The 25,449-nt window shown below is 59.4% G+C and carries 25 protein-coding genes; 5 read left to right on the forward strand and 20 right to left on the reverse strand.

Going from position 1 to position 25,449, the window contains the following annotated elements:
- Nucleotides 1-15: 15 nt before the first annotated feature.
- From ACYZUC_RS19150 to ACYZUC_RS19195, 10 genes are all read right to left on the reverse strand, one after another.
- Nucleotides 16-897 (reverse strand): transporter substrate-binding domain-containing protein, encoded by an 882-nt coding sequence (locus ACYZUC_RS19150; RefSeq protein WP_461989678.1) that lies wholly within the window; start codon nt 895-897, stop codon nt 16-18.
- Nucleotides 894-1,676, reverse strand: coding sequence for an amino acid ABC transporter ATP-binding protein (locus ACYZUC_RS19155; RefSeq protein WP_008032517.1), 783 nt, complete (start codon nt 1,674-1,676; stop codon nt 894-896). Before ACYZUC_RS19155 ends, ACYZUC_RS19150 begins: the two co-directional genes overlap by 4 nt.
- Nucleotides 1,673-2,332 carry an amino acid ABC transporter permease gene (locus tag ACYZUC_RS19160; protein ID WP_461989679.1) on the reverse strand — a complete coding sequence of 220 codons (660 nt, stop codon included), beginning with the start codon at nt 2,330-2,332 and terminating at the stop codon, nt 1,673-1,675. Before ACYZUC_RS19160 ends, ACYZUC_RS19155 begins: the two co-directional genes overlap by 4 nt.
- A complete protein-coding gene (locus ACYZUC_RS19165; protein ID WP_008032519.1) occupies nt 2,313-2,978 on the reverse strand; it encodes an amino acid ABC transporter permease in 666 nt (221 codons plus the stop codon). The genes ACYZUC_RS19160 and ACYZUC_RS19165 overlap by 20 nt, the downstream gene beginning before the upstream one ends.
- 806 nt (nt 2,979-3,784) lie before the next feature.
- Nucleotides 3,785-4,567, reverse strand: coding sequence for a MetQ/NlpA family ABC transporter substrate-binding protein (locus ACYZUC_RS19170; protein ID WP_008032521.1), 783 nt, complete (start codon nt 4,565-4,567; stop codon nt 3,785-3,787).
- Between the two features lie 376 nt (nt 4,568-4,943).
- On the reverse strand, nt 4,944-5,873 hold the full coding sequence (locus ACYZUC_RS19175) for a sigma 54-interacting transcriptional regulator (RefSeq protein WP_461989680.1): 930 nt from the start codon (nt 5,871-5,873) through the stop codon (nt 4,944-4,946).
- 59 nt (nt 5,874-5,932) lie between these two features.
- Nucleotides 5,933-6,514, reverse strand: a complete 582-nt coding sequence (locus tag ACYZUC_RS19180; protein WP_008045246.1) for an alpha/beta hydrolase — start codon at nt 6,512-6,514, stop codon at nt 5,933-5,935.
- 285 nt (nt 6,515-6,799) lie between these two features.
- Nucleotides 6,800-7,201, reverse strand: a complete 402-nt coding sequence (locus tag ACYZUC_RS19185) for an ExbD/TolR family protein (protein ID WP_461989681.1) — start codon at nt 7,199-7,201, stop codon at nt 6,800-6,802.
- 1 nt (nt 7,202) lies between these two features.
- Nucleotides 7,203-7,928, reverse strand: coding sequence for a MotA/TolQ/ExbB proton channel family protein (locus ACYZUC_RS19190; RefSeq protein ID WP_008045247.1), 726 nt, complete (start codon nt 7,926-7,928; stop codon nt 7,203-7,205).
- Nucleotides 7,929-7,972: 44 nt separating this feature from the next.
- The gene (locus ACYZUC_RS19195) at nt 7,973-8,782 is read right to left on the reverse strand and encodes an energy transducer TonB (RefSeq protein WP_461989682.1); all 810 of its coding nucleotides are present in this window, start codon (nt 8,780-8,782) and stop codon (nt 7,973-7,975) included.
- A 445-nt stretch (nt 8,783-9,227) separates the two neighbouring features.
- Between ACYZUC_RS19195 and ACYZUC_RS19200 the strand changes: the two genes are divergently transcribed.
- On the forward strand, nt 9,228-10,148 hold the full coding sequence (locus ACYZUC_RS19200) for a LysR family transcriptional regulator (RefSeq protein WP_461989683.1): 921 nt from the start codon (nt 9,228-9,230) through the stop codon (nt 10,146-10,148).
- A gap of 66 nt (nt 10,149-10,214) precedes the next feature.
- Here the strand turns inward: ACYZUC_RS19200 and ACYZUC_RS19205 are convergent, their stop codons facing one another.
- Nucleotides 10,215-11,288, reverse strand: a complete 1,074-nt coding sequence (locus ACYZUC_RS19205) for a fatty acid desaturase (RefSeq protein ID WP_461989684.1) — start codon at nt 11,286-11,288, stop codon at nt 10,215-10,217.
- 100 nt (nt 11,289-11,388) lie between these two features.
- Between ACYZUC_RS19205 and ACYZUC_RS19210 the strand changes: the two genes are divergently transcribed.
- Nucleotides 11,389-12,393: an AraC family transcriptional regulator gene (locus ACYZUC_RS19210; protein WP_461989685.1), complete on the forward strand. Its 1,005-nt coding sequence runs from the start codon at nt 11,389-11,391 to the stop codon at nt 12,391-12,393.
- A gap of 147 nt (nt 12,394-12,540) precedes the next feature.
- Here the strand turns inward: ACYZUC_RS19210 and ACYZUC_RS19215 are convergent, their stop codons facing one another.
- A complete protein-coding gene (locus ACYZUC_RS19215) occupies nt 12,541-12,900 on the reverse strand; it encodes a response regulator (protein ID WP_461989686.1) in 360 nt (119 codons plus the stop codon).
- Nucleotides 12,901-13,911: 1,011 nt separating this feature from the next.
- The gene (locus ACYZUC_RS19220) at nt 13,912-14,598 is read right to left on the reverse strand and encodes a Crp/Fnr family transcriptional regulator (protein ID WP_461989687.1); all 687 of its coding nucleotides are present in this window, start codon (nt 14,596-14,598) and stop codon (nt 13,912-13,914) included.
- A gap of 84 nt (nt 14,599-14,682) precedes the next feature.
- Between ACYZUC_RS19220 and ACYZUC_RS19225 the strand changes: the two genes are divergently transcribed.
- Nucleotides 14,683-15,201: an Mpo1 family 2-hydroxy fatty acid dioxygenase gene (locus ACYZUC_RS19225; RefSeq protein WP_008039690.1), complete on the forward strand. Its 519-nt coding sequence runs from the start codon at nt 14,683-14,685 to the stop codon at nt 15,199-15,201.
- Between the two features lie 96 nt (nt 15,202-15,297).
- On the opposite strand, the gene ACYZUC_RS19230 is transcribed toward ACYZUC_RS19225, so the two are convergent.
- The 6 genes from ACYZUC_RS19230 to dibA all read right to left on the reverse strand — a co-directional run bounded on the left by ACYZUC_RS19230 (nt 15,298) and on the right by dibA (nt 21,556).
- Nucleotides 15,298-16,287 carry a sulfate/molybdate ABC transporter ATP-binding protein gene (locus ACYZUC_RS19230; protein ID WP_461989688.1) on the reverse strand — a complete coding sequence of 330 codons (990 nt, stop codon included), beginning with the start codon at nt 16,285-16,287 and terminating at the stop codon, nt 15,298-15,300.
- A gap of 3 nt (nt 16,288-16,290) precedes the next feature.
- Nucleotides 16,291-17,160, reverse strand: coding sequence for a sulfate ABC transporter permease subunit CysW (cysW, locus tag ACYZUC_RS19235; protein WP_461989689.1), 870 nt, complete (start codon nt 17,158-17,160; stop codon nt 16,291-16,293).
- Between the two features lie 12 nt (nt 17,161-17,172).
- A complete protein-coding gene (cysT, locus tag ACYZUC_RS19240) occupies nt 17,173-17,991 on the reverse strand; it encodes a sulfate ABC transporter permease subunit CysT (protein ID WP_007899634.1) in 819 nt (272 codons plus the stop codon).
- A gap of 70 nt (nt 17,992-18,061) precedes the next feature.
- Nucleotides 18,062-19,075 carry a sulfate ABC transporter substrate-binding protein gene (locus ACYZUC_RS19245; RefSeq protein WP_461989690.1) on the reverse strand — a complete coding sequence of 338 codons (1,014 nt, stop codon included), beginning with the start codon at nt 19,073-19,075 and terminating at the stop codon, nt 18,062-18,064.
- 69 nt (nt 19,076-19,144) lie between these two features.
- Entirely contained in the window at nt 19,145-19,327 is a 183-nt protein-coding gene (gene oscA / locus ACYZUC_RS19250; protein WP_008034086.1) for a sulfur starvation response protein OscA, read from the reverse strand.
- 309 nt (nt 19,328-19,636) lie between these two features.
- Nucleotides 19,637-21,556, reverse strand: a complete 1,920-nt coding sequence (gene dibA, locus ACYZUC_RS19255; RefSeq protein WP_461989691.1) for a phosphodiesterase DibA — start codon at nt 21,554-21,556, stop codon at nt 19,637-19,639.
- Nucleotides 21,557-21,703: 147 nt separating this feature from the next.
- Here dibA and desA point away from each other — a divergent pair, with 147 nt between their 5' ends.
- Together desA and ACYZUC_RS19265 are read left to right on the forward strand one after the other, a co-directional pair.
- Complete coding sequence (gene desA / locus ACYZUC_RS19260; protein ID WP_008034081.1) at nt 21,704-22,891, forward strand: delta-9 fatty acid desaturase DesA; 1,188 nt, start codon at nt 21,704-21,706, stop codon at nt 22,889-22,891.
- A 143-nt stretch (nt 22,892-23,034) separates the two neighbouring features.
- The gene (locus ACYZUC_RS19265; RefSeq protein WP_461989692.1) at nt 23,035-24,024 is read left to right on the forward strand and encodes a GGDEF domain-containing protein; all 990 of its coding nucleotides are present in this window, start codon (nt 23,035-23,037) and stop codon (nt 24,022-24,024) included.
- 122 nt (nt 24,025-24,146) lie between these two features.
- On the opposite strand, the gene ACYZUC_RS19270 is transcribed toward ACYZUC_RS19265, so the two are convergent.
- Nucleotides 24,147-25,361, reverse strand: coding sequence for an HDOD domain-containing protein (locus ACYZUC_RS19270; RefSeq protein WP_461989693.1), 1,215 nt, complete (start codon nt 25,359-25,361; stop codon nt 24,147-24,149).
- Between the last annotated feature and the right edge of the window lie 88 nt (nt 25,362-25,449).

The raw sequence follows: 25,449 nt of genomic DNA on the forward strand, positions 1-25,449 counted from the left end.
GCAAAACCTACAGAATCACCCCTGCCACTTCCCACCCTCGACAATCACGCTCTCAGGCTTGGTGTCATCGCTCAATTCCTTGCGCACATACTGGTCGTACAGCTTGAGCAGATACTTCTCTTCACCCAGCTTCGCCAACTCGGCATTCACCCAGTCACGCAGCTCGATGTTGCCCTTCTTCACCGCCGGTGCAATCGGCGCTTCGGCGCCCAGGGTCTGGCTCAGTACGCGGTAGCCAGGGTTCTGCTTGGCCCAGCTGAACAGCACCAGATTGTCCTGCGCATAGGCATCGCCACGACCGTTGGCCAGGGCTTGCAGGGACTCGGAGTTTTTCTCGAACTTCAGCAGTTTCCAGTCCGGGTGATTCTTGGTCAGCCAGATATCCGCCGTAGTGCCGGTGGTGACGATGGTGGTGCGGGTCGCCAGGTCATCGAGGTTTTTCACTTCGCTGGCCTGTGGCACCAATGCCTGTACTGCAACTTTCAGGTTTGGATTGGTGAATTCCACCGCTTCCTTGCGCTCCGGGGTCACGGTCATGTTGGCCAGGATCAGGTCGACCTTGTCACTTTGCAGGAATGGAATCCGGCTCGCCGGTTCCACCGCCACGAACTCAACTTTGTTCTCATCGCCAAGCAGATCCTTGGCAAATTGACGGCCGATGTCAGTATCGAAACCAACGTAACGCCCGGCTTCATTGACGAAACCAAACGGCGGTTTGTCAGTGAAAACGCCGACGATCAACTTGTCCCGCGCCTTGATTTTGTCCAGGTAGCTGGCCGGCGCGGTGCTTTCGCTGGCGACTTTCGGCTTCGCGGGTTCTTCGGTTTTGTTGCAGCCGGCCAGCAACGCGAGGCCGAGCAGTGGGAATAGCAGTAGAGAAGACTTGGCAGTTTTCATGGCAGTTCCAGTTCCTTTGTTTGAGTCGTTTTGGGTAGTGCGGCGACGTAGGAGAACTTCTCCAGGAACTGCTGCGCTCGTGCGGTTTGCGGGTTCGTAAAGAAAATCTCGGGAGGGTTTTGTTCAAGGATTCGCCCGGCATCCATGAACACGATGCGGTCAGCCACGGCGCGGGCAAACGCCATTTCGTGGGTGACGATCAGTAGGGTCATGCCCTCGCGGGCCAATCCCTGAATCACTTCCAGCACTTCCTTGACCATTTCCGGGTCGAGGGCGGCGGTGACTTCATCGAACAACATGACTTTGGGGTTCATGCACAACGAACGGACGATGGCGATGCGTTGCTGCTGGCCGCCGGAGAGCTGGCGAGGAAAGGCGTCGCGCTTGTCCGAGAGGCCCACGCGCGCCAGCAAGGTTTCGGCCTGATCCCGGGCTTCGCGACGCTCGCGTTTTTGCACCTTGACCGGGCCGAGCAGCAGGTTGTCGAGCACGCTCATGTGCGGGAACAGGTGATAGCTCTGGAACACCATGCCGATCTGCTGCCGCACTTCCCGCCAGTCGGTGCCTTTATCCAGCAACTCTCGACCGGCAAATGTCAGGCTGCCGCTGTGCGCGACTTCCAGCCCGTTGAGGCAACGCAACAGGGTGCTTTTACCGCAGCCGCTGGGGCCGAGGATGACGATCACTTCGCCTGATTTCACCTTCAGGTCGATACCGTCGAGCACCTGCTGCTCGCCGAAAAACTTGTTGAAACCCTTGAATTCGATCAATGCGCTCATGCTTGCGTCCAGCGCCGCTCCAGCACGCGCGAGGCGGCCGAGAGCGGGTAGCAGATGAAAAAGAAAAACAGGAACAGCGCGCCGTAGATCAGCACGGATTCGTAGGTGCGTTCGATGATCTGCTGGCCAACCTTGATCACGTCCACCACGCCGATCAGCACCGCCAGGGAGCTGGTCTTGATGATCCGCGTGTAGACGTTGATGGTTGGCGGGGTCATGCGTTTCAGCGCCTGGGGCAGCAGCACGTAGCCGTAGAGTTGCGGGCCGTTCAAGCCGATCGACAGGCCTGCTTCACGCTGACCGCGTGGCAATGAATGCAAGGCACCGCGCACCACTTCACCGACTTCGCTGGCACCCCACAGCGACAGCACCAGCACCGCGCACCAGAAGCTTGGAATGCTCAGGCCGAAGAAAATCGGCAGACCGAAAAACAGCAGATACAACCAGACCAGCACCGGGATCGCCCGGAACAGCTCCAGATACACGCGCAAAATCGCGTTCAGCCATTTCGAATTCAGCGTACGCAAAACGCCGTAAAGCACACCGCCGACGGTGCTGATGGCGATGCTCAGGAAAGAGATCGACAGGGTTTGCGTAGCGCCCTTGCCCAATTGCGGCAACGACACCCACAGCAACTCAAGACCCGAACTGGCCATGCTGGAGCCTCCTTTCCAGACGGCTGAGCAGCAGCGACAGCGGCAAAAACAGCAGCACGCAAATCAGCGTCAGCACGGCAAGCATTTCGTAGGTTTTGTAGTAGAGCGCGATGTAGCTTTTGGTGGTGTAGAGAATTTCCGGAACCGCTACGGCCGAGACCACGGTGGTCTCTTTCAGCAGGAAAATGAAATTGGCGAACAGCGACGGCAGGCTGAGGATGCCGGCCTGCGGCAGGATCACGTAGCGCAGCAATTGCCCGTGGGACAAGCCGATGGAGCGACCGGATTCGAGCTGCGCCTGGGGCACCGCATCCACCCCGGCGCGCAGCACTTCCGTGAGGTAAGCGCCGCCCAGGAACGTCATGGTGATAATCGCCGCCGTGAAGCCTGACACCTTGATGCCCAGCGCCGGCAAGGCGAAATACACGAAGAACAGTTGAATGAGCAGAGGCGTGTTGCGCGCCAGTTCTACGTACAACCCGACCAGGCGTTGCAGGTAAGGCGTGCGGAACACCAGGATCGTCGCGTTGATCAAGGCCACCAGCAACGAGGTGCCGATGGCGATGAAGCCGACCTGCAGCGTCACGCCCACGGCCTTGAGAAACGCCGGCAGGGTGCTGAGGATAAAAGCGTAATCGAAGTTCATTGAACATCCTGGACGTCGCTCGGTAAGCGACGGTGGCGCAGTCCATGGGCGGTGGATAACCTCCCGGCAGGTACCGACTTTAAAGGTATAAGAACTGGAATTTAAATACCGTTAAAGCATATTGATATCACGCAAAAAACTATCCGGTGAATTTGCCGAGAAGGGGGAAGACGACTATTTTCCTTTTCGCTGTAGGAAGGATCTTTTTTTCGGAATAGCCCTCCAAGGACGCACAGCTTTTGGCCAGACTCCCGGCCGAACCATCACAAGGAAGAGAACATGGCTGACGTAAAAGTACCGCAACGGCTTGATCCGCAAGACATCGTGAAGCTGCTGGTGGCGTTGCGCAGGGCGCTGAAGGCCAGGGCGGCCTAAGCCTCCGGAGCACGCCTATCCCCTGCAGGAGCGAGGCTTGCCCGCGAAGGCGTCCGGCCTGATACACCGCGTTGTCTGAATCGCCAGCACGCAGGCTCCTACAAGAGTGCGGTGTGTTCGTGATCTGTAGGAGCGAGGCTTGCCCGCGAAGGCGTCCGGCCTGATACATCGCGTTGTCTGAATCGCCAGCAAGCTGGCTCCTACAAGAGTGCGGTGTGTCCGTGATCTGTAGGAGCGAGGCTTGCCCGCGAAGGCGTCCGGCCTGATACACCGAGTTGTCTGAATCGCCAGCAAGCCGGCTCCTACAAGGGTGCCGCCTTTGTGAGTAGGCTCGCTCCTACATTTGGAATGTGCACGCGCAATAAAAAACGCCGACGCTATTGCTAGCCGTCGGCGTTCGAAACCTTGAAGGGGTTTGATGCTGCGTCCAATCAGAACGCCGGCAGTACTGCGCCGCTGTATTTCTTGGCGATGAAGGCTTTCACTTCTGGACTGGTCAACGCCTTGGCCAGTTTCTGGATGGCTACGCTGTCCTTGTTGTCTGGACGAGCCACCAGGAAGTTCACGTAAGGCGAATCAGCACCTTCGATCACCAGCGCATCTTTAGCCGGGTTCAGACCTGCTTCCAACGCGTAGTTGGTGTTGATCAGGTCCAGGTCAACCTGGTCCAGAACGCGCGGCAACATGGCCGATTCCAGTTCCTTGAACTTGAAGTTGTGCGGGTTCTTGGCGATGTCTTTCGGAGTAGCCAAAGCGTTTTTCGGGTCTTTCAACTCGATCAGGCCAGCCTTCTGCAACAGCAGCAGAGCACGACCGCTGTTGCTGCCTTCGTTCGGCAGAGCGATGGTCGCGCCGTTTGGCAGGTCAGCCAGTTTTTTGTACTTCTTCGAGTAGCCACCGAACGGTTCAACGTGAACGCCGATCACGGTCACCAGGTTGGTGCCTTTGCCTTCGTTGAAGTTTTTCAGGTACGGCAGGGTCTGGAAGTAGTTGGCGTCCAGACGCTTCTGGTCAACTTGTACGTTTGGCTGAACGTAGTCGGTGAACACTTTGATTTCCAGGTCCACGCCTTCTTTAGCGAGGGTTGGCTTGATCAGCTCCAGAATCTCGGCGTGTGGGACCGGGGTCGCCGCAACTACCAGTTTCTCGCCAGCCTGGGCCAGGCCCGCGGTCAGGGCAGCCGCCAATGCGGTGAACAACAGAACCTTTTTCATGCAGTGTCCTTATCGAAAATCACGGTCGTCATCGACGACGGCTTGTTTAGTACGAGTGCCAGTGAAGTGCTATCGCTGGCGTGAAGCGGACAATACCGGGATTTTTTATTCCCGAACAATATCTTTTATTCACTTTCATATTCCATTTTGTTCATACAGCTCTAGTACAAGCGTTGGCTTCATTTTGCCGTACTCACCTGTAGGAGCGAGGCTTGCCCGCGAAGGCGTCCTTCCAGAAAATCCGTGTCGTCTGGTTCGCGAGCAAGCTTCGCTCCTACAAGAGCGCGGTGTGTTCGTGATCTGTAGGAGCGAGGCTTGCCCGCGAAGGCGTCCGGCCTGATACACCGCGTTGTCTGGATCGCCAGCAAGCCGGCTCCTACAAGAGTGCGGTGTTTTTGAGGAGGTTTTTCAGGGCGGCTTGTTCATCAGCCGTGCCTTTGGTGAGGATGTGCTGGAGCTGCTGCTCGATCTGCGTCAACGGCGCGGGTGCTTCGGGCAGGTTTAAATGTTCGGGCAGGATCTCGTCGCCAGTGCTGACCAGCAACGCAAAGTGAATGACGTTTTCCAGCTCCCGGGTATTGCCCGGCCAGCTGTGCCGCTCCAGTACATGCTGCGCGGCTTCGCTGATCAGCGGCACCGGCAGGTCCAGGCGCTGGCTGTAGATGCCCAGGAAGTACTCGGACAACGACAGGATATCGCCCACCCGCTCACGCAACGCCGGCAGTTCCAACTGACCTTCGCTGAGGTAGTGATAAAGCCGCTCATGGAATTTCCCGGCAGCCACGGCTTGCGCCAGATCAATGCTGGTCGCGGCCACGAGACGCACGTCCACCGGGCTCGGTTGATGCGCGCCGACGCGGGTGACTTCGTGGTTTTCCAGCGCGGCGAGCAACTTGATCTGGATCGGCAACGGCAAGTCGCCGATCTCGTCCAGGTACAGCGTGCCGCCATTGGCCGAACCGAACCAGCCAGCACGACTGCTCGCCGAACCGGTGTAACTGCCAGCGGCATAACCGAACAATTCGGCGTCGGCGTAGGTCGGGCTGATCGCACCGCAATTGACCGACACAAACAACCCACCGCGATCACTGGCGCGGTGGATGTGCCGCGCAAGCAGTTCTTTACCACTGCCGGTTTCGCCACGGATCAACACGGAGATCGAACGCGGGGCCAGTTGCTCCAGCTCGGCGCGCAACTGACGCGAGCGCGGATCGACGAACACCAGCGCCTTGGCGCGGATGCTCAGCGGACTTTTTTCTGCGTCGGGAAAGGTCAGCAGCGGCTGACCGAAGGCTTCAAAACTCATGGCAGACTCCCGCCCAAAACCGCCGGGAGACGGGGGGCGATGTTAAAAAAAGAAAAGGTTCAAGCGCGGCGCAGGGCGTGATGTTCCATGCGGTTTTGCAGGCGATAAAGATAAGCAAAACCCTGCTCCCAGCGCTGATGACCGGACTTCACGTTGATGTGCCCTGCACCCGACAGTATTCCTGCCTCGGCGCCCCAGTTACGTGCCAGTTCCAACGCACGCGGCGCGCTGACAGCGGCGTCGTTGTCGGAGCTGACCACCTGGCTCGGGAACGGCAAAAGGTTCGTCGGAATCGGCGCGAAGTTGCGCAAGGCTGGCGCGCAGGCCGGGCGCTCGACGTCTGCCGGTGCAACCAGCAAGGCACCGCGCACCTGGCGCAAAAAATTCAGCGGTGCAGTGGCCGCCCAATGCGCGACCGTGATGCAACCCAGGCTATGAGCAATCAAAATCACCGGCGTGCTGTCAGCGGCAATCGCCTCGGCCAATGCCGCCACCCAGTCTTCACGACGGGGAGTCAGCCAATCGGCCTGCTCCACCCGCGCGCTGTTCGGCAAGCTGTTCTGCCAGTGGCTTTGCCAATGATCTTCTGGCGATCCTTGCCAGCCCGGCACAATCAGATAGCGAATTGATTCGTTGCGCATGGGGGAACTCTCCTGCTGCGTGTCTGTTCCTGATCGAGTATAGGGAGGAGAGTTATATTCGTTAAGGAATAAGAAGCTATTTATTAAGACCCATAAAGAATATTAAAGGCACACGACCTGTAGGAGCCGGCTTGCTGGCGATAGCGGTGTGTCAGACAACATTTTCATTGGCTGGACGGACGCGATCGCCAGCAAGCCGGCTCCTACAGGACCGTGTGTTTTCTCGAGGCATAAAAAAGGGGCCGCACCCTGCCAAGGAGACGGCCCCGGAAAATCGAAAATCGGTCAGCGTGCGGTAATCACCGACAACTTGGTAATCCCTGCCCGTTCAATCGACGCCATGGCTCGCGCCACTTCGCCGTAATTCACCCCGTCGTCCGCCTGCAATTGCACGCGCACTTCGGGATCCTTGGCCTTCGCCGACTTGAGGTTGAACTCCAGCAAGTCCGGCTGAATCTCGTACTTGTTGATAAACAGTTTCCCGGCACCGTCGATGCTCACGACCAGCGGGTCCTTCTGCTCCACCGGCGCCACGGCCTCGGTCTTGGGCAGGTTGATCGGGATCGCGTTGGTCAGCAGCGGCGCGGTGACGATAAACACCACCAGCAGCACCAGCATCACATCCACCAGCGGTGTCACGTTGATCTCGCTCAGCACCTCATCGCTGTCTTGCGTGGAGAAAGCCATCTCAGGACGCCTCCTTCACTTTCTGCGCGCTGCCCGATGCGGCGGTTTTATGCGCCGTCGGATGAATCAGCACGCGGAACGAACTCTTTTGCGCCAAGCTGTAGAAGTCATGGGCGAAGTCATCCAGGTCCGCCGCCGTCAGTTTCAGACGACGCAAAAAGTAGTTGTAAACCAGCACCGCCGGTACCGCGACGGCGATCCCCACACCGGTCGCCACCAGCGCCGCGCCAATCGGCCCGGCCACGGTTTCCAGGCTGGCTGAACCTGCTGCGCTGATTCCTTTCAACGCCTCCATGATTCCCCACACAGTGCCGAACAAACCAATGAACGGCGATGTACTGCCAATACTTGCGACCACCGCCAAACCTGTTTCCAGCGAGCGGCGCTCACGCACGATCTGCTGACGCAAGGCGCGCTCAAGACGATCCTGATGGTTGATCGCCTGGCTCAAATCCGCCGCTTGTGGCGCCTCCCCTACCTGTATTGCCGCGTAGCCGGCCTGGGCCACACGAGCCGCCGCGCCGGGCTGGGTCTCGGCCAGCTCCGCCGCCGAATCAAGGCTCGACGCAGCCCAGAACTGCTTATGAAACTTTCGGTCCTGCACCTTGAGACGGCCGAACTGCACGCCTTTGAGCAGCGCCAGGCCCCAAGTGGCAACGGAAAAAACCACCAGCAGCCAGATCACCGCGCTTTCGATGGATTCAAGTGGAGATGCCAATAACGTCATGATGAGTTCCTCGTGTAAACGTTTCGCGCGAATTTGGTTTCGGTTTAATGAAGCTTGAAATCGATGGGCACGCTGACCCAGCCGTCCTGGGCGACGTCACCCTGCTTGGCCGGCACGAAACTCCAACGTTTCACGGCATTGATCGCCGCCTCATCGAGGGAATCGCGACCACTGCCTTTCTGGATCTGGATCTCGCCAGGCTTACCACTGGCCAGCACATGTACCCGCAATAACACCGTGCCTTCCCAACCGCGACGCACGGCTTGCGACGGGTATTCCGGCGCCGGGTTTTTCAGGTACGCGGCATTGGCCGAGGCAGGCGTCACCGGCGCGGGCGCCGGTGGTGCAGGTGGCGCCGGGGCCGCGACAGGGGCTGCCGGTTGTGGCGGCGCAGGCGGTTGCGGGGCGACTTTTTGCACCGGTTTCGGCACAGGTTTGGCGACCGGCTTTGGCTTGGGAATCGGTTTCGGTAGCGGCGGCTTCACGGCCAGTTCGTCTTCCACCGGCGGCGGTGGCTCGACCACGGGTTGCACCGGCTGCGGTGGCGGCGGCTCGACCACGGGCGGCGCCGGACGCGAGAACTCAATCGTCATCGGCGGAATTTCCGGCGGCACGATCGGCAATGCCTTGGTCGGCTGCTGATTGACCCAATAGATGACTGCGCCATGCACCAGCAGCGCCAGCACACCAAGCAGAATCGTTTCCCGGCGACTCAGAATGCCCTTGGGCGCACGCTGCAAACGCAGCTGCCCCAAGGGCACTCGGTGCACCCGGCCGAGGTCGACCAACTCGCCACCTGGCGCCTGGCGCCACAGCACCTCGTGTGCGCTGGCGGCGGTCTGGACATTGCCCATTGCTTAACTCCCTGCGGTCTCTTTGCGGATAACCGAAACGTCGTGCCAGACATCCCCCGACGACGTATCGATGGGTGAATCATTGAGGCAGACGCTTATCTCAGAAAGTAATCTTTAAAGTTATGTATAGACCGAAAACGAATATCAAAGACCGGTCATCTGCTACAAGCCTTGCCCGGCAAGGGCTGCGGACAACAGGCGGAAATCACATGCCTTTAAGGCATCGAAAATATTCACCAAAGGCATGATTTAAGAGCCATTTTCACGGCCAGGAGGCCGCAGCGCCGGCAATCGGGCGGCAGGGGCAACGCTCTATTGATATTCTTTTATCATCTAATAGTTATTTGATTGCTTCGTTGACGGAATAAGCGATTACCTTTAAAAAACCTCAACCACGCTCGTCGCACATGCCATCGAGGTCGTTTCAGGATGCCGGGAAAAACCTATGGATCTTCGTCAGCTGCGTTACTTCATTGCCCTCACCGAACACCGAAGTTTCGTACGGGCAGCCGACGCCATGGGCATCACTCAGCCGGCATTCAGTCGCAGCATTCAAGGGCTTGAGCAGGAATTCGGCTGTGCACTGGTGGACCGTGGCAACAAGGACTTGCGCCCCACGCCGGAAGGTCAGGTGGTGCTGCAACATGCGCTGACGCTGGTACAGGGCGCCGCACTGCTAAACGCCGAAGTCACGCAAATGACCAAGCTCGACGCCGGTGAACTGCGGTTCGGCTGCGGCCCGGCACCGGCGGTAAAACTGGTGCCGGATGCGGTGGCGCAATTCATCAGCGCCCACCCGAAAATACGCACCTGTTTTCAGGTGGATAACTGGGAAAAACTCAGCCGCGCCCTGAGTCGTGAAGAGATCGAATTTTTCATCGCCGACATTCGCCATTTCGAAGCAGATCCGAACTTTCAGACCCGAGCGCTGACGCCCAAACGCGGTGTGTTTTTCTGCCGTCCGGGGCATCCGCTGCTGGCCAAGGAAAGCCTGTCGACCAACGACATGTTCGATTACCCGCTGGCGACCACGCAGATCCCGCCGGGTATTCGCAAACTGCTGGCGAACCTCAGCGGCCGGATCGATTTTTCACCGACCATCGAGACCGAGCATTTTCCGGCGCTGGCCAGGATCGTGCTGCAATCGAACGCCATCGGAGTAGGCACGGAGGAAGCGTTTGTCGAGGACATCGCCGACGGTTCGCTGGTGCTGCTGCACTGGCGAAACCTGCCGCCGCACATCGAGAGCATGAGCGTGCGGTGCGGGATTGTCAGCCGCACGGGGTTCCGCTTGTCACCGGCTGCGCGGGCGATGATCGAGACGTTGGTGGCGTTGGATAAACAGGATGTCAGCGTTGCGGTTTGAGCAGAACGACCGCTTTCGCCGGCAAGCAAGCCCCCTGTAGGAGCTGGCTTGCCAGCGAAGAGGCCCTCAGACGCGCACACCCTCCACCGTTTGCCCCTGCACTTCTTCCTTGCGCACAAACCGGTTCGCCCGCCCGAACGTCCCGAAATCGTTAAACCGCACCCCCATCTCACGCATCACCTTATGCGCCACCGGCACGGTCAACTGGCGGATGTAAAACGGTTCCTTCACCACGAAGTGATGGATCCCGTGGCTGCTGCCGAAGTTGAAGCAGAACGCCTGCAACGGCCACAACCACCATGGGTTCAACACCTGACACTGTTGCATCACGTTGCCTTGCTCCACATCGCCGTAGTAATGCATGTTCGAGCTGACAAAGTGCAGGCAAAAAGTGCGCAGCACGTTCGGGCCGATGATCACCACTGCCGCGATATCGATCACCTGCATCACCGAGAGCGTGGTCGCCGACCATTCAATCGGTGCTCCCAGCAGATGGGCGACGCCGTTAGCGGCGTGGAAGCCGAGAAACACGTACCACGCGCCCCAATGCACCAGCGCGAGGGGCGCATAGACCTTCAGCGCACGCTTGATGATGCTGAACTTGTGGGCCCAGGTCGGGGCCCGCAGCATGCGGATGAACGCCGACATTACGTTGTCGCCAACCATCAATAGCCGCGCAAAACCCCAGGGTTCGCCGTTGGTGATCGCGCGCTCTTCCATGTCGGCTTCAGTGCCGGAAACCTTGTGGTGATTGAGGTGCAGATGCCGGCGAATCCACGGGTTGATCGTGCTCGGCCGCGCCAGCCACACCAGGCCCATCATCAGGTTGTGCGGCACGCGTTGTTTACGGAAGTACATGCTATGAATCAGGTCGTGTTCCAGCTCGTGGGTCAGCGACGCAAAGAACGCGTTGAGCAGCAGGCATGCCCACCAGGCCATGCATCCGCTGATGTACAGCGCTGCCGAACCGATCATTCCCGCCAAAGCAAAGGCCAGAATGCCCGCGCCCAAGGCGTCCTGATGGTTGAGAATCGGGTAGCGTTTACGCAGTTCGACCCCTTTGGCCAACACCACTTCGCGAATATGCGCAGATCGCTGAGCTGCATTCAGTCGCTGGGGACTTGCAGAAGTACCGTCCATGCTTCCATCCTCTGGTTATTGATGTTCGCATCCTGCCGTGTGAACCTTCACAAGGTGGTAGCCGTGGACGCCAACCTGTTGACCGGAAGCGCCAATCAGCATGACTGAACCGACCTCCCTCGCCAGCTGGACCCGCGCCCTGCGCAAGCAACTCGATGCGCTGGGCCTCGACAGCACCGCGCTGTGCCACCAGGCGGGGCTCGACCCGCAATTGATGGACGACCCGAACGCCCGTTACCCGTTGTCGGGCACTACGCGGCTGTGGGAAATCGCGGTGCAGGTCAGCGGCGATCCGGCGATCGGCTTGCGGGTGTCGCGATTCGTCAGCCCGACCACCTTTCACGCACTCGGCTATGCGCTGGTCGCCAGCGGCAGTTTGCGCGAAGTGTTCGAGCGCATCGTGCGTTATCACCAGGTGGTCAGCGATGCCCTGGAGCTTGAATTGAGCCGCACCGAGGATCGCTATCGATTCCGCCTGAAAATCCCGCCAGGCAACCCGGCGCCAGCGTTCGAAGCCATAGACGCTTTCACCGCGATTTACGTGCGCACCTGCCGCAACCGACTGGGCCGCGACTACGCGCCGCTCGCGGTGTACCTGCGTCGCCCGGAACCGGTCGACGCGCATCAATGGCACAAAGTCTTCCGCTCACCGGTGTACTTTTCGGCCGACGAAGACCGGCTGGAGTTTGCGCTGGTGGACTTCGACAGTCACCTGGACGACGCCAACCCGGAACTGGCCGAACACAACGAAACCGTGCTCAAACGCACGCTGGCGCAGCTCAAACCCCTGACCTGGGAGCGCAAGGTCCGCGACGCCATTGAAGAACAGCTGCCCGAGGGCGAACCCAGCGCCGAACATATCGCCAAGGCCTTGCACCTGAGCTTGCGCAGCCTGCAACGGCATTTGGCAGATGAGGGTTGCCGGTTCGATACGCTGCTCAATGAAAGCCGTGAAAACCTTGCGCTGCTGCACCTGCGCGACCCGCAATGTTCGTTGAGCGAGATCAGTTATCTGTTGGGGTTTGCGGATACGAGCAGTTTCAGCCGCGCATTCAAGCGCTGGACGGGGATGACGCCGGGGCAGTTTCGGGATGGGTTGCGGTGATGTGAATTTGTGCAGCCTGTTTCGGCCTCTTCGCGGGCAAGCCTCGCTCCTACAGGTTAGGGGTTTGGCCGGGCATTTTTGATCGCCCCGTTACCTGTAGGAGCGAGGCTTGCCCGCGAAGGCGTCCGTCAATTCACCACATCCCCATCAACGATTACGCCGCAACAACTTGCGCACCCGCGTCACCAGTTCGCTCACGGCAAACGGCTTGAGCAGATAATCGTCCTCATGCAGCTCCAACCCGCGCAGACGATCTTCAATGCCATCCTTGGTGGTGAGAAACAGCACCGGCGTCTCGCCGAGTTTGCGGATCTGTTGCTGCAACTGCCAGCCGTTCAGCCCCGGTAGCATGACGTCAAGAATGATCAGCTCGTATTCGCCGGACTCGATGAAGCGGCGGCCGTCCATGCCGTTGAGCGCCACATCTACCGAGTAACTCGCTTCGCTCAGGCCGCTGGCCAGGAGTTTGGCGGTCTCCGGTTCGTCTTCCACTAACAGCACACGCATGGCACACCTCGATTGTCGTCGTCACAGGCTAGGCGCCTTCGCGGACAAAGCCCACCTTTACTGTGACCGGCGGGTTGGGTTTGTGGTTTGGGGTACATATCCGTTTCTGCGGTTATGGCGGCTATTGGTTTCGCCCTTACGGCGAGTCACTTGGAAAAGCCCCAAGTAACCAAGCGCTCTTGCCCCTTTCGTTCGGTGCCTCGCTGTGGCTCGGCATGCCCTCGCTCCGGTCCTGCTCCGTGGGCCCGCCGCCATCGGCCATCCATGGCCGGGGGCGGCTAACCCGGCATCCATGCCGGGTTGCCCACTGCGCAGAACCAGCGCTCGGCCTCTCGAGGGGGCGCTCAGATCAAAAGCTGAAGGCGAGCTAACGCTCGGCCTGATGAGTGGTGAAAATCAAAAGCGTACGCGGATTTCCTGTAGGAGCCGGCTTGCCGGCGATAGCGGTGGGTCATCCTATATATTTGTTGATTGGACGGATGCCATCGCCAGCAAGCTGGCTCCTACGGGGTAATGCGTATGTGTTCGGAATGTACACGATCCCCTGTAGGAGCCGGCTTGCTGGCGATAGCGGTGGGTCAGTCACCTGTTTATTGATTGGACGGACGCCATCGCCAGCAAGCCGGCTCCTACAGGGGATCGGTGTTCATGTCCGGAATGAGTGAGCGCAGCAGAGAAGGACAACGCGTACGCAAAATGAGCCAGGTCGGCTTTCAGGCCGCCTCGGCGGCTGTGGCGGTAGTCGCCCCCTCGAGAGGCTGAGCGCAGGTTCTGCGCAGTGGGCAACCCGGCATGGATGCCGGGTTAGCCGCGCACGGCCAGGGATGGCCGATCGCGGCGGGCCCACGGAGCAGGACCGGAGCGAGGGTATGCCGAGCCTGGGCGAGGCACCGAACGAAAGGGGCAAAAGCCCTTGGTTACTTGGGGCTCTTCCAAGTGACTCGCCGTAGGGGCGAAACCGCCTGCAGCCATAACAAAACCAACGGATATACCCCCAATCACCAGGCAGCTTTAAAAAACCGCCAACGCCCGCAACCGCTCGGCATCCAGAATCTCAATCTCACCGTACTTCAAATTCAAAATCCCCTGCCCCTGCAATTCCTTGAGCAGCTGATTGGTGGTCTGGCGTGACAGCGACAGCATTGAAGCCAGCTGTTCCTGCGGCAGTTGCAGCACACGCCGCGGCGGAGCGATTTCGCCGTAACCGTCGGCGATCATCAGCAAGCGATGCGCCAACCGTGCAGGCGCCGGCATCAGGCTCAACTGTTCGAGGTTGATGAAGGTCAGGCGCAGTTTCTGGCTCATCAGCAACGCCAGTTGCCGCCAGTACACCGGTTGCTCATCCAGCAAGGCCAGCAACGCGGTTTGCGGGATGTGCAGCAGGATGCACTGGCCGACGCCGAACGCATCGTGGGTGCGCGGCTGGCCGTCGAACAGACAGATTTCGCCAAACCAGTGCGGTGACTCCACGAGGCTCAACAACGCTTCCTTGCCCTGTTCGCTGACAGCGCCGATTCGAACGGAACCTTCAAGCACCGCGTACAAGCCGCACGGCGGATCGCCGCGCTTGAACAGCCGCTGCCCCGACGCCAGGCGCCGCACCTTGGCGCTGGCCAACAGACTATTCTGTAAAGGAACCGGTAGATGACTGAACCACTGCCCCGTTTCCAGGCGCGAACGCCAAACCTGCATGTCCATGAAAACTCCTGGAGATTGTCGTCTGGCTGACAGAGCGAGCGGTGAACCCGGGGCATGATCAATCACCCTACAGGAGGAATAACAATGAAAAGCCTCGTTGACCATCTCAGTCAATACGCCGCCTACCACCGTGATCCGCGCAATATTGCCAGCCACTTTATCGGTATTCCGTTGATTGTGGTCGCTGTCGCGGTGTTGCTGTCACGGCCGCAATGGGCCGCAGGCTGGCTTTCGCCGGCGGTGCTGGTTTCGCTGGCATCGGCGTGGTTCTACCTGCGCCTGGAACTGCGTTTAGGCGTGCTGATGACGGTGCTGCTCGGTCTGTGCGTTTGGGCAGGTCATGTGCTGGCACAGCAAAGCACGCTGGTGTGGCTGGCGAGCGGCGTCGGGATGTTTGTGATCGGCTGGGCAATTCAGTTTGTCGGGCATCATTACGAAGGACGCAAACCGGCGTTTGTCGATGATGTGACGGGGTTGATTGTCGGGCCGTTGTTTGTGGTGGTTGAACTGGCGTTTTTGCTGGGGATGCGACGGGATTTGAAAGAGCAGATCGAGGCGCGGGTTGGGGGTGTTCGGGTCAATCCGAAGCGCGCTGCTGCGTAAGACGCCTTCGCGGGCAAGCCTCGCTCCTACAGGATATTGCGTTTACCTGTAGGAGCGAGCGGTGCGGCGATCCGACTTGCCCGCGAAGTTTTTGCTTTAGATGTTGGCGACTTTCTGCCAGACCTTCGGCTTGAAGAACAAGGTTTCACCCTTCGCCAACCCGATCAGGCTGTCGTGATCCTTCACCACTTCCGCTTCGATCAAATCACTCTGGCCTTCGACCTTCAACGTCACCCGGGTCGTCGCGCCCAGCGGACGGATATCGCGCACTTCGGCCGCGTGGTGATCCTCCAGCTCATGCCGCGACAGCGACACTTCATGCGGACGGAACAGCACGTGCTTGTCTTCGCCCAGATGCAGACGGTTAGAATCGCCGAGGAAGTGATAAACGAAATCGCTGGCCGGGTTTTCGTAGACGTCGCCCGGTGAGCCGATCTGCTCGATCACCCCTTTGTTCATCACCACGATACGGTCGGCCACTTCCATCGCCTCTTCCTGGTCGTGGGTCACGAACACGGAAGTCAGGTTGATGTCTTCGTGCAGCCGCGCCAGCCAGCGACGCAGTTCCTTACGAACCTTGGCGTCGAGTGCACCGAACGGTTCGTCGAGTAGCAGCACTTTCGGCTCGACCGCCAAGGCACGGGCCAAAGCGATCCGCTGGCGCTGCCCACCGGACAACTGCTCCGGGTAACGATCCGACAGCCAATCCAGTTGCACCATGTTCAACAGTTCATGAACCTTCACCGCGATCTGGCTTTCGCTAGGGCGCTGGTTTTTCGGTTTCATGCGCAGGCCGAACGCGACGTTGTCGAACACCGTCATGTGGCGGAACAACGCGTAGTGCTGGAATACGAACCCGACGTTGCGATCACGCACGTCGTGGCCGGAAACGTCTTCACCGTGGAACACGATGTTGCCCCGATCCGGGGTTTCCAGACCGGCGATGATCCGCAGCAGCGTGGTCTTGCCGCAACCCGACGGGCCGAGCAGCGCCACGAGTTCGCCGCTGTGAATGTCCAGGCTTATGTCATTGAGGGCCTTGAACGCGTTGAAATTCTTGCTGACGTTACGCACTTCGATCGACATGAATTATTCCTCCGCGGCGCTGGCGCGCAGGCGGTTAATACGGTTTTCGCTCCACTGCTTGAGCAGCAGGATGAAGAGCGCCAGGATCAGCAACAGGCTCGCCACAGCGAACGCGGCCACGTGGTTGTATTCGTTGTAGAGGATCTCGACGTGCAGCGGCAAGGTGTTGGTCACCCCGCGAATGTGCCCGGAAACCACCGACACCGCCCCGAACTCACCCATCGCCCGCGCGGTACAGAGCACCACGCCGTAGATCAGGCCCCATTTGATATTGGGCACGGTGACGTGCCAGAACATCTGCCAGCCATTGGCGCCCAACAGGCGCGCGGCTTCTTCTTCCTGCGTGCCTTGTTCCTGCATCAGCGGGATCAGTTCACGCGCCACGAACGGCACGGTGACGAAAATCGTCGCCAGCACGATGCCCGGCAAGGCGAAGACGATCTGGATGTCGTGATCCTGCAACCACGGGCCGAACAGGCCCTGCGCGCCAAACATCAGCACGTAGACCAGACCGGCGATCACCGGCGATACCGAAAACGGCAAGTCGATCAGGGTCACCAGAATGCTTTTACCGCGGAACGAGTATTTGCTCACGCACCACGCGGCGCTGACGCCGAACACGAGGTTCAGCGGGACCGAAATCAACACGGCGATGACCGTGAGTTTCAGCGCCGACAGCGCGTCGGGTTCAAGGATCGCGGTGAAGAACGAACCCAGACCATTCTTCAAACCCTGGGACACCACGATCACTAGCGGCAGCAACAGGAAAAGGGCAAACACCAGCCAGCCGAGGCCGATCAGGATTCGCCGTGAATTGGCACTGCCACGGCGGGCAGCGTTCGAGGAAGCAGCAGCAATAGATGATTGGGACATTTCTGCGCCTCCTTATGGGGTTTCAATACGGCGTTGCAGCAAGTTGATCAGCAGCAACAGGACGAAGGAAACCACCAGCATCAGTACACCAATGGAGGTGGCGCCGGTGTAATCGTACTGGTCGAGTTTGACCATGATCAGCAACGGCAGAATCTCGGTTTTCATCGGCATGTTGCCGGCGATGAAAATCACCGAACCATACTCGCCGACCCCGCGGGCAAAGGCCAACGCGAAACCGGTCAACCAGGCAGGCAGCAGCGCGGGCACCAGGATATGGCGGAAAACCTGCAAGGGTTTTGCACCGAGGCACGCCGCTGCTTCTTCCACTTCACGCGGGATATCGGCCAATACTGGCTGTACCGTACGTACTACGAATGGAAGCGTTACAAAAGTCAGCGCCAGCGTGATGCCGAGGGGGGTATACGCGATCTTGAAACCCAGGTCCGCAGCAAACTGACCCACCCAACCATTCGGCGCGTACAGCGCAGTCAGCGCGATACCGGCCACGGCCGTGGGCAATGCGAAGGGCAAGTCGATCATCGCATCGATGACCTTGCGACCCGGGAAGGTATAGCGCACCAGCACCCAGGCCAGCAGCGTGCCGATGATGCCGTTGATGATCGCGGCATACAGCGCGGTGCCGAAGCTCAGCTTCAACGCTGCCAGCACGCGGGGCGCCGAGATGATCGCCCAGAACTGATCCCAGGTGAGTTGAGCGGCGTGCACGAACATCGCCGCCAGTGGTATGAGCACAATCAGGCTGAGGTACACCAAGGTGTAGCCCAGCGTCAGCCCGAAGCCGGGTATGACGGGGGAGATACGACGCGACATAAAAGTCCTTGGTTGAGAACGCACAAAGCCCCGAACGTATATCCGGGGCTCGTTTATGGCTTATTGCAGGTTACTGCGCCGAGTAAATCTGGTCGAACACGCCACCGTCATTAAAGAATTTCGGTTGCGCGGTTTTCCAGCCGCCGAAGTCTTTGTCGATGGTTACCAGCTCCAGTTTCGGGAACTGCTGGGCGTACTTGGCGGAGACTTCCTTATCACGTGGACGATAGAAGTTTTTCGCGGCAATTTCCTGACCGGCCGGGCTGTACAGGTGCTTGAGGTACGCTTCGGCGATCTGCTCGTTGCCTTTCTTCTCGGCGTTTTTGTCGACGACCGCCACTGGAGGCTCGGCCAGGATCGACAGCAAAGGCACGACGATCTCGAACTTGTCGGCGCCGCCGTCTTCTTTCAGCGCCAGGAAGGCTTCGTTTTCCCAGGCCAGCAACACGTCGCCCTGACCGTTGTTGACGAAAGTGATGGTCGAACCGCGAGCACCGGTGTCCAGCACAGGTACGTGCTTGAACAGCGTTTGTACGTATTCCTTGGCCTTGGCTTCATTGCCACCGTTGGCTTTCAGGCCATAGGCCCAGGCCGCGAGGAAGTTCCAGCGTGCGCCGCCGGAGGTTTTCGGGTTTGGCGTAATGACCGATACGTCGTTCTTGACCAGGTCGCCCCAATCCTTGATGCCTTTAGGGTTACCCTTGCGCACCAGGAACACGATGGTCGAAGTGTACGGCGTGCTCGCTTCCGGCAGGCGTGTCTGCCAGTCAGCCGGCAGGGTCTTGCCGAGCTTGGCGATTTCATCGATGTCACCGGCCAGGGCCAGGGTCACTACGTCGGCACGCAGACCGTCGATCACCGCACGGCCCTGCTTGCCCGAGCCACCGTGGGACTGCTGGATTTTCACGGTGTCGCCAGCATGGTCTTTCTGCCAGAACTTGACGAACTCAGCGTTGTAATCCTGATACAGCTCACGCGTCGGGTCGTACGACACGTTGAGCAGCTCATAATCCTTGGCAACCGCAGAACCAGCAAAAAGGGCACTGGCCAGTGCGGCCAAAGCGAAATGACGAATCGACGACATGGTGAAAGCTCCTGGAATTCTTGGTGTGTTGGCTTTTTTTATGAAGTGCTGGAATCGGTTGCCGGCTGCTTAGCTCGATTTAGTGCTCGGGTTCTGCAAACGGAATTTCTCTTTACGCTCGATCTGGACCACTTGAGCGTTGTGTACGGTGATTTCCACGGCGCCAAATCGCAGATCGCGCAGAGCGCTCTGGATCTCACGCAAGATGGTGGCTTCGTCTTGACCGTCAACGCTACGTAGGGATGCGCTCATGGTGCTGCTCCTTCGACTGAGAGGTTGCCTGGCAGTGGGCGGCACTGCTTGCGGCGTGAGGCCAATAGTAGATAGGTGCGGATATTCTTAAAAAGACTATTTAAGAATGTTTATATAACCAAAAGAAATTATTTGCCGGGACGAGGGTTTACGTCTGCGCGACGGATCGAGGATCCAAAAATCAGCCCCCACTTCAGCCCCTACACGGTCCTTGTAGGAGCCGGCTTGCTGGCGATAGCGGCCTCGGGCTCTACGTAAATCTCACGGGCCTCATCGCCAGCAAGCCGGCTCCTACAGGGGATCGGGTTGTTAGTAGGATTCGGGGGCGTGCATCCAGTCCAGTTGCCCGGCCGGCACCGGTCGGCCGAACCAGTAGCCCTGGCCAAGATCGCAACCTTGCTCCAGCAGGAAACCCGCCTGCTCGACCTGCTCGATCCCTTCGGCATGCACCTGCATGCCCATGCTTTGCGCCAAAGCGATGATCACGCGCACGATGGCCGCGTCGTCGTCATCCCAAGGCAATCCGGCGACGAAGCCCTGATCGATCTTGAGTTTCTGCACCGGCAAACGCTTGAGTCGCAATAGTGACGAATAGCCGGTGCCGAAATCATCAATGGCCAGCCGTACGCCGAGCTCGCGCAAACGATGCATCTGCTCCAGAGCCACTTCCGGGTCGTCCATCACCGCACTCTCGGTGACTTCCAGCTCCAGATACGCGGGGTCCAGCCCGGTGTCGCGCAGCACCTGCGCCACTTGCTGATACAGCTCACGGCGCGCGAACAAGCGCGATGAAACATTCACCGCGACAAACGACAACGCCACCCCGGCCTGCTGCCAGTGGCACATCTGCCGGCAAGCCTGCTGCATGACCCAGGCATCGATCTCGGCGATCAATCCGGTGCGCTCGGCGATGGGGATGAATTCCGCCGGCGACACCAACCCCCGCTGCGGATGCTCCCAGCGCACCAGCGCCTCGACACCGACCAGGCGACGGGTCTTGAGGTCGTGAACCGGCTGGTAATACACCCGCAATTCCTGCTGCTCCAGCGCGCGGCGCAATTCGGATGCCGTCTCGACCCGCTGTTGCGCATGTGCAGTCAATTCTTCGGTGTAGAGCGCGTAACCGTCGCGACCAGCGCTTTTGGCCTTGAACAATGCCGAGTCGGCGTTACGCAGCAGCTGTTCAGCGCTCAAGGCATCGCTGGGGAACAGGCTGATGCCGATGCTGGCGTTGATAAACAGCCGATGGCCGTCAATGTGGAACGGCTCCTTGAGACCGTCGACGATCCGCTGGGCCAGTGCCGCGGCATGCACCAGCTGCGGGCAACTTTCAGCCAATACGGCGAACTCATCGCCACCCAGCCGCGCCAGCGTGATGCCCGGTCCGAACATGGCCTTCAAGCGTTCGGCCACGGCCTTGAGCAGTTGGTCACCGACTGTGTGCCCGAGGCTGTCGTTGATCATCTTGAAGTGATCCAGATCGATCATCAGCAACGCACAGCCGCGCTTTTGGATCTGCGCCGAAGCCAATGCCTGCTCGGCACGGTCGGTGAACAGCAGACGGTTAGGCAGATCGGTCAGTGGATCGTGATGCGCCAGGTACTTGAGTTCGTGCTCGGAATCCTTGATCGCGCTGATGTCGGAAAACACCGCGACGTAGTGGCTGAGCTGGCCCTGGTCGTCATGAATCAGGCGGATCGTCTGCCATTGCGGGTAGATCCCGCCGTTTTTTCGACGGTTCCAGATCTCGCCGCTCCACTCGCCGCAACGGTTGAGCGTGGCGAACATCGCCTGGTAGAAACTCGCCGGGTGGTGGCCGGACTTGAACAGGCTGGGTTGCTGGCCCAACACTTCTTCGCACTGATAACCGGTGATTTCCATGAAGGCGCGGTTCACATGGACGATGACCCCATTACGGTCGGTGACCAGCACGCCTTCGCGGGTGCAATCGAACACGGCAGCGGCCTGACGTAAACGCTCCCGGTCTTCATGGCGCTCACGCAGTTTGGCGCCGATCCCCAGGCAACGGAACAATCGCGCCCGGGCGAGGAAGATCAGCCCGGCGCTGAGCACCACCCAGACGTAACCGTTGATCAGTTGCCATCGCAGTAGCTCATCGGAGCTATCGAAGAAACTGTTCAATAAGTAACCACTGAGCTCCAGCCAGACGACGGAAAGCAGCAGGTAAAGCAGCGATGCACGCATGGCATCGCGATAGGTGGCAGACATTCGGCCGTCCATGTCCCTACAAAAGGGTTGGAATTATAAGTTAAAGAAACATCAAGCCACTCTTATCTGAAAGGGCGACTGGTTTTATCTGTGGGCTTAGTGATAATGCAACGGCTGTTTTTTTCTTTATCGAGGGCCCTATAGCCTATGTGGTACGAAGGTTTTCTCGGCTTGTCGCCCTGGTCACTGGTGGCAGTCACCCTGCTGATGACCCACGTCACGATTATCGGTGTGACGGTCTATCTGCATCGCTATTCAGCCCATCGCTCGCTTGAGCTCAATGCCGGCCTGAAACATTTCTTCCGCTTCTGGCTGTGGCTGACCACGGCGCAGAACACCCGCGAGTGGACCGCCATCCACCGCAAGCATCACGCCAAATGCGAAACCGTCGATGACCCGCACAGCCCGGTCATCAAGGGCTTGTCCACCGTTCTGCGCAAAGGTGCCGAGCTGTACCGCGCCGAAGCGGAAAACCCCGAGACCCTGCGCATCTACGGCAAGAATTGCCCCGAAGACTGGATCGAACGCAACCTCTACAGCCGTTACCCGCTGTTGGGCGTGGCGATCATGGCGGTCATCGACCTGCTGCTGTTCGGCACCATCGGCATCACCATCTGGGCTATCCAGATGATGTGGATCCCGGTCTGGGCCGCCGGCGTGGTCAATGGCCTGGGCCATGCCGTCGGCTACCGCAACTTCGAATGCCGCGATGCGGCGACCAACCTGGTGCCCTGGGGCATCCTGATCGGCGGCGAAGAACTGCATAACAACCATCACACCTACCCTAATTCGGCAAAACTGTCGGTGAAGAAGTGGGAATTCGACCTCGGCTGGGCCTGGATCCAGGTCTTCAGTTTCCTGCGCCTGGCCAAGGTTCAACGGGTTGCGCCGATTGCCCACCGGGTCGAAGGCAAGGGCAACCTGGACATGGACACCGCCATGGCCATCCTCAACAACCGCTTCCAGATCATGGCCCAGTACCGCAAATTGGTGATCGCGCCGCTGGTCAAACAAGAGCTGGAAAAGGTCGATCACTCGGTCCGTCACCAATTTCACAGGGCCAAACGCCTGCTCTCGCGGGAAACCAGCCTGCTCGATGACAAACACCACCTGCGCATCCAGACCATGCTCGAGCACAGTCAGGCGCTGAAGGTAATTTACGAGAAACGACTGGCCTTGCAGCAGATCTGGGTCAAGACCAGCTCAAATGGTCACGACATGCTGGCGGCCATCAAGGATTGGGTACACGAAGCCGAGGCCAGCGGAATTCAATCCCTGCGCGACTTCGCCGACCAATTGAAGACTTACTCCCTGCGCCCTGCCGCTACCGCCTGACACCGTTGATCGGTGCGCCCCGTTTGCGGGCGCACCCTTCGGAACTTAGCTCCAAATCCCCTATCTCAAAGACACTTCGCCACTACGGCGGGCTTTGTTGTGGCCGCTGTCGAACACGCGGCACGTCCTTGAGATTTGTGTCGATGGTCAATAAGAACCTGCAAGACTCATCCCTACCCCAGTGGCCGGAAGCCGCGCAAACCCTGATGGCGCTGATGCATGCCCAAGGCGAAGTCGCGCGCCTGAGCGAACGCGAACAGCTGTTCAGCTCGCTGCTGGTGAGCGTTAACGCGGTGCTTTGGGCGTTCAACTGGGAAACCCGCCAGGTGCTCTACGTGAGCCCCGCCTACGAACGGATTTTCGGTCGGTCCGCCGGCCTGTTGCTGGCCGACGCCAGCCAGTGGCGCGACAGCGTCTACCCCGACGATCTGGAGTATGCCGAGCGCAGCCTCGCCGAAGTGCTGGTCAAAGGCGCCGTTGAAGACCGTGAGTACCGGATCATTACCGCCGACGGCCAGGTGCGCTGGCTCAGCGACAAGTGCTTCATCAACCGGCAAGCCGAACCAGGTCAACCGGTGATCATCGTCGGCATTGCCGAAGACATCACCGACAAGAAGCAGATGGAAAGCGAGTTGCATCGCCTGGCCACCACCGACGTCCTGACCCAGAGCAGCAACCGCCGGCACTTCTTCGACTGCGCCCACCTTGAATTCGAACTGGCACGACAAAAAGGCACACCGCTGGCGTTTCTGTTGCTGGACATCGATGATTTCAAATTGATCAACGACACCTACGGCCATCCGGAAGGCGACAACGTGCTGCAACGGATCGCCGAGTGCGGGCAAGCGGCTTTACGGCGCGGTGATGTGTTCGGACGCATTGGTGGCGAGGAGTTTGCGGCGGTGTTCCCCGGTTGCGCGCCGGACATGGCCATGCAAGTGGCCGAGCGCCTGCAACGGGAAATTCAGCGGCTGAGCTTCAGCCATGACGACCAGACGTTCGGCATCACCGTCAGCCAGGGATTGACCAGCCTGACGGCCGAAGATGAAAGCCTGGATACCCTGTTTGCCCGCGCGGACGCGGCGATGTACGAAGCGAAGCGCCAGGGCAAGAACCGAATCATCTCCGGCTGACAACCCCAACACAGATCCTTGTAGGAGCCGGCTTGCTGGCGATGGCATCACCGCGGTTAATCAGCCACACCGCGTTGTCCCGATCGCCAGCAAGCCGGCTCCTACAGGGTTTGGGGTCAGGATTATTTTTTGCGCAAACGTATCAATTCCGGCAAACCAATCTTGAGCAACCGCGCCGTCCGGCTCTTGGCCAGTTCCTCGATGCCTTCATGCTCATTCAATCGCGCCATCTGCGCCGCCATGTTCATCACCAGCGCTTCGCGGGAGTAAACCCCGCCACCGAGCTGGTAGACCGCCGCAATCAGCTCTCGCAGCTCCAGGGGCAGGCGCCAGCGAGTACGCAGCGCCGAACCATAGGCTGCACCGAACTCGGCCAGTGCATCACCGACTTCCTCCCATTCATCCAGCTCTCCGCCGGACTGCTTCCATTCCTGCAGACACCGCAGCAACGCAAGGTCACCCAAGCGATGCAGCATGCCTGCGCAGTAACAGCGTTCCTGGTCCAGATCCAGCAAGCGCGCCAATGTCCGGGCGTACTCAGCGGTGTGCAGCGACAGGTTCCAGTAACGCTCGGCGTAATCGGCCAGCGCCGGATCGCTGAGCCGCGCACTGCGCTTGAGCGCCAGCCCCAGAATCAAATTCATGCTCTGCCCGGTGCCCAGCCGATGCAGCGCCTGGGACAGGGTTTGTACCCCAGCGCCGTGATGCTGGGCCGCACTGTTGGCGGCGGCGATCAGGACGGCAGTGATCTGTGGATCAATGCGGATTTCATCTTCCAGCAGTTTCAGGTCAAGGCCGTTGGGATTAAGGCTGCGTTTAACCGCCAGTTCCACGTCGGTCATCAGCGGCGCACCGTCGGCAAACTCACGACGACACTCCAGGTACGCCGACAAGCTCATGCCCGGCGCCAACGCCGTCACTTCACACGACACCTGTTCACCGGCATTCAGCAGCAGATCCTGCAGGCGGTGGGTCAGGCTTTCCATGTTCAGGGGTTTGGTCAGGTACGCCGTGGGTGCCAGGGGCAACGCTTCGCGCACACTGGCGCTGTCGTTGCGGCTGCTCATCAGAATAAAGGGCAACGGCGGATTGCGTTTGCGCTGGCGGACATTGCGCAAGACATTCAAACCATCGACGCCCGGCAATTCCCAGTCGACGATCACCAGGTCATAAGGATTTTCCGCCAGCAACTCCAACGCCTGCTGACCGTCGGCGCATAGATCCAGCCGTGCGTCACAGCGCACATTCAACAGCACCTGCTTGAGCAAGTCGCGGGACCAAGGGTCAGCTTCAGCAATCAGTACACGCGGTACAGCGGGCAAAACTACAGCGGTCATCTGCATACTCCATTTGCACTGCTTGCACCTTAGTCAATGCGGGCCATTTGAAAAAGCGGATGTGTTCCGCGGACACAAAAAAACCCGC

It is taken from the genome of Pseudomonas sp. GT1P32 (assembly GCF_054897805.1).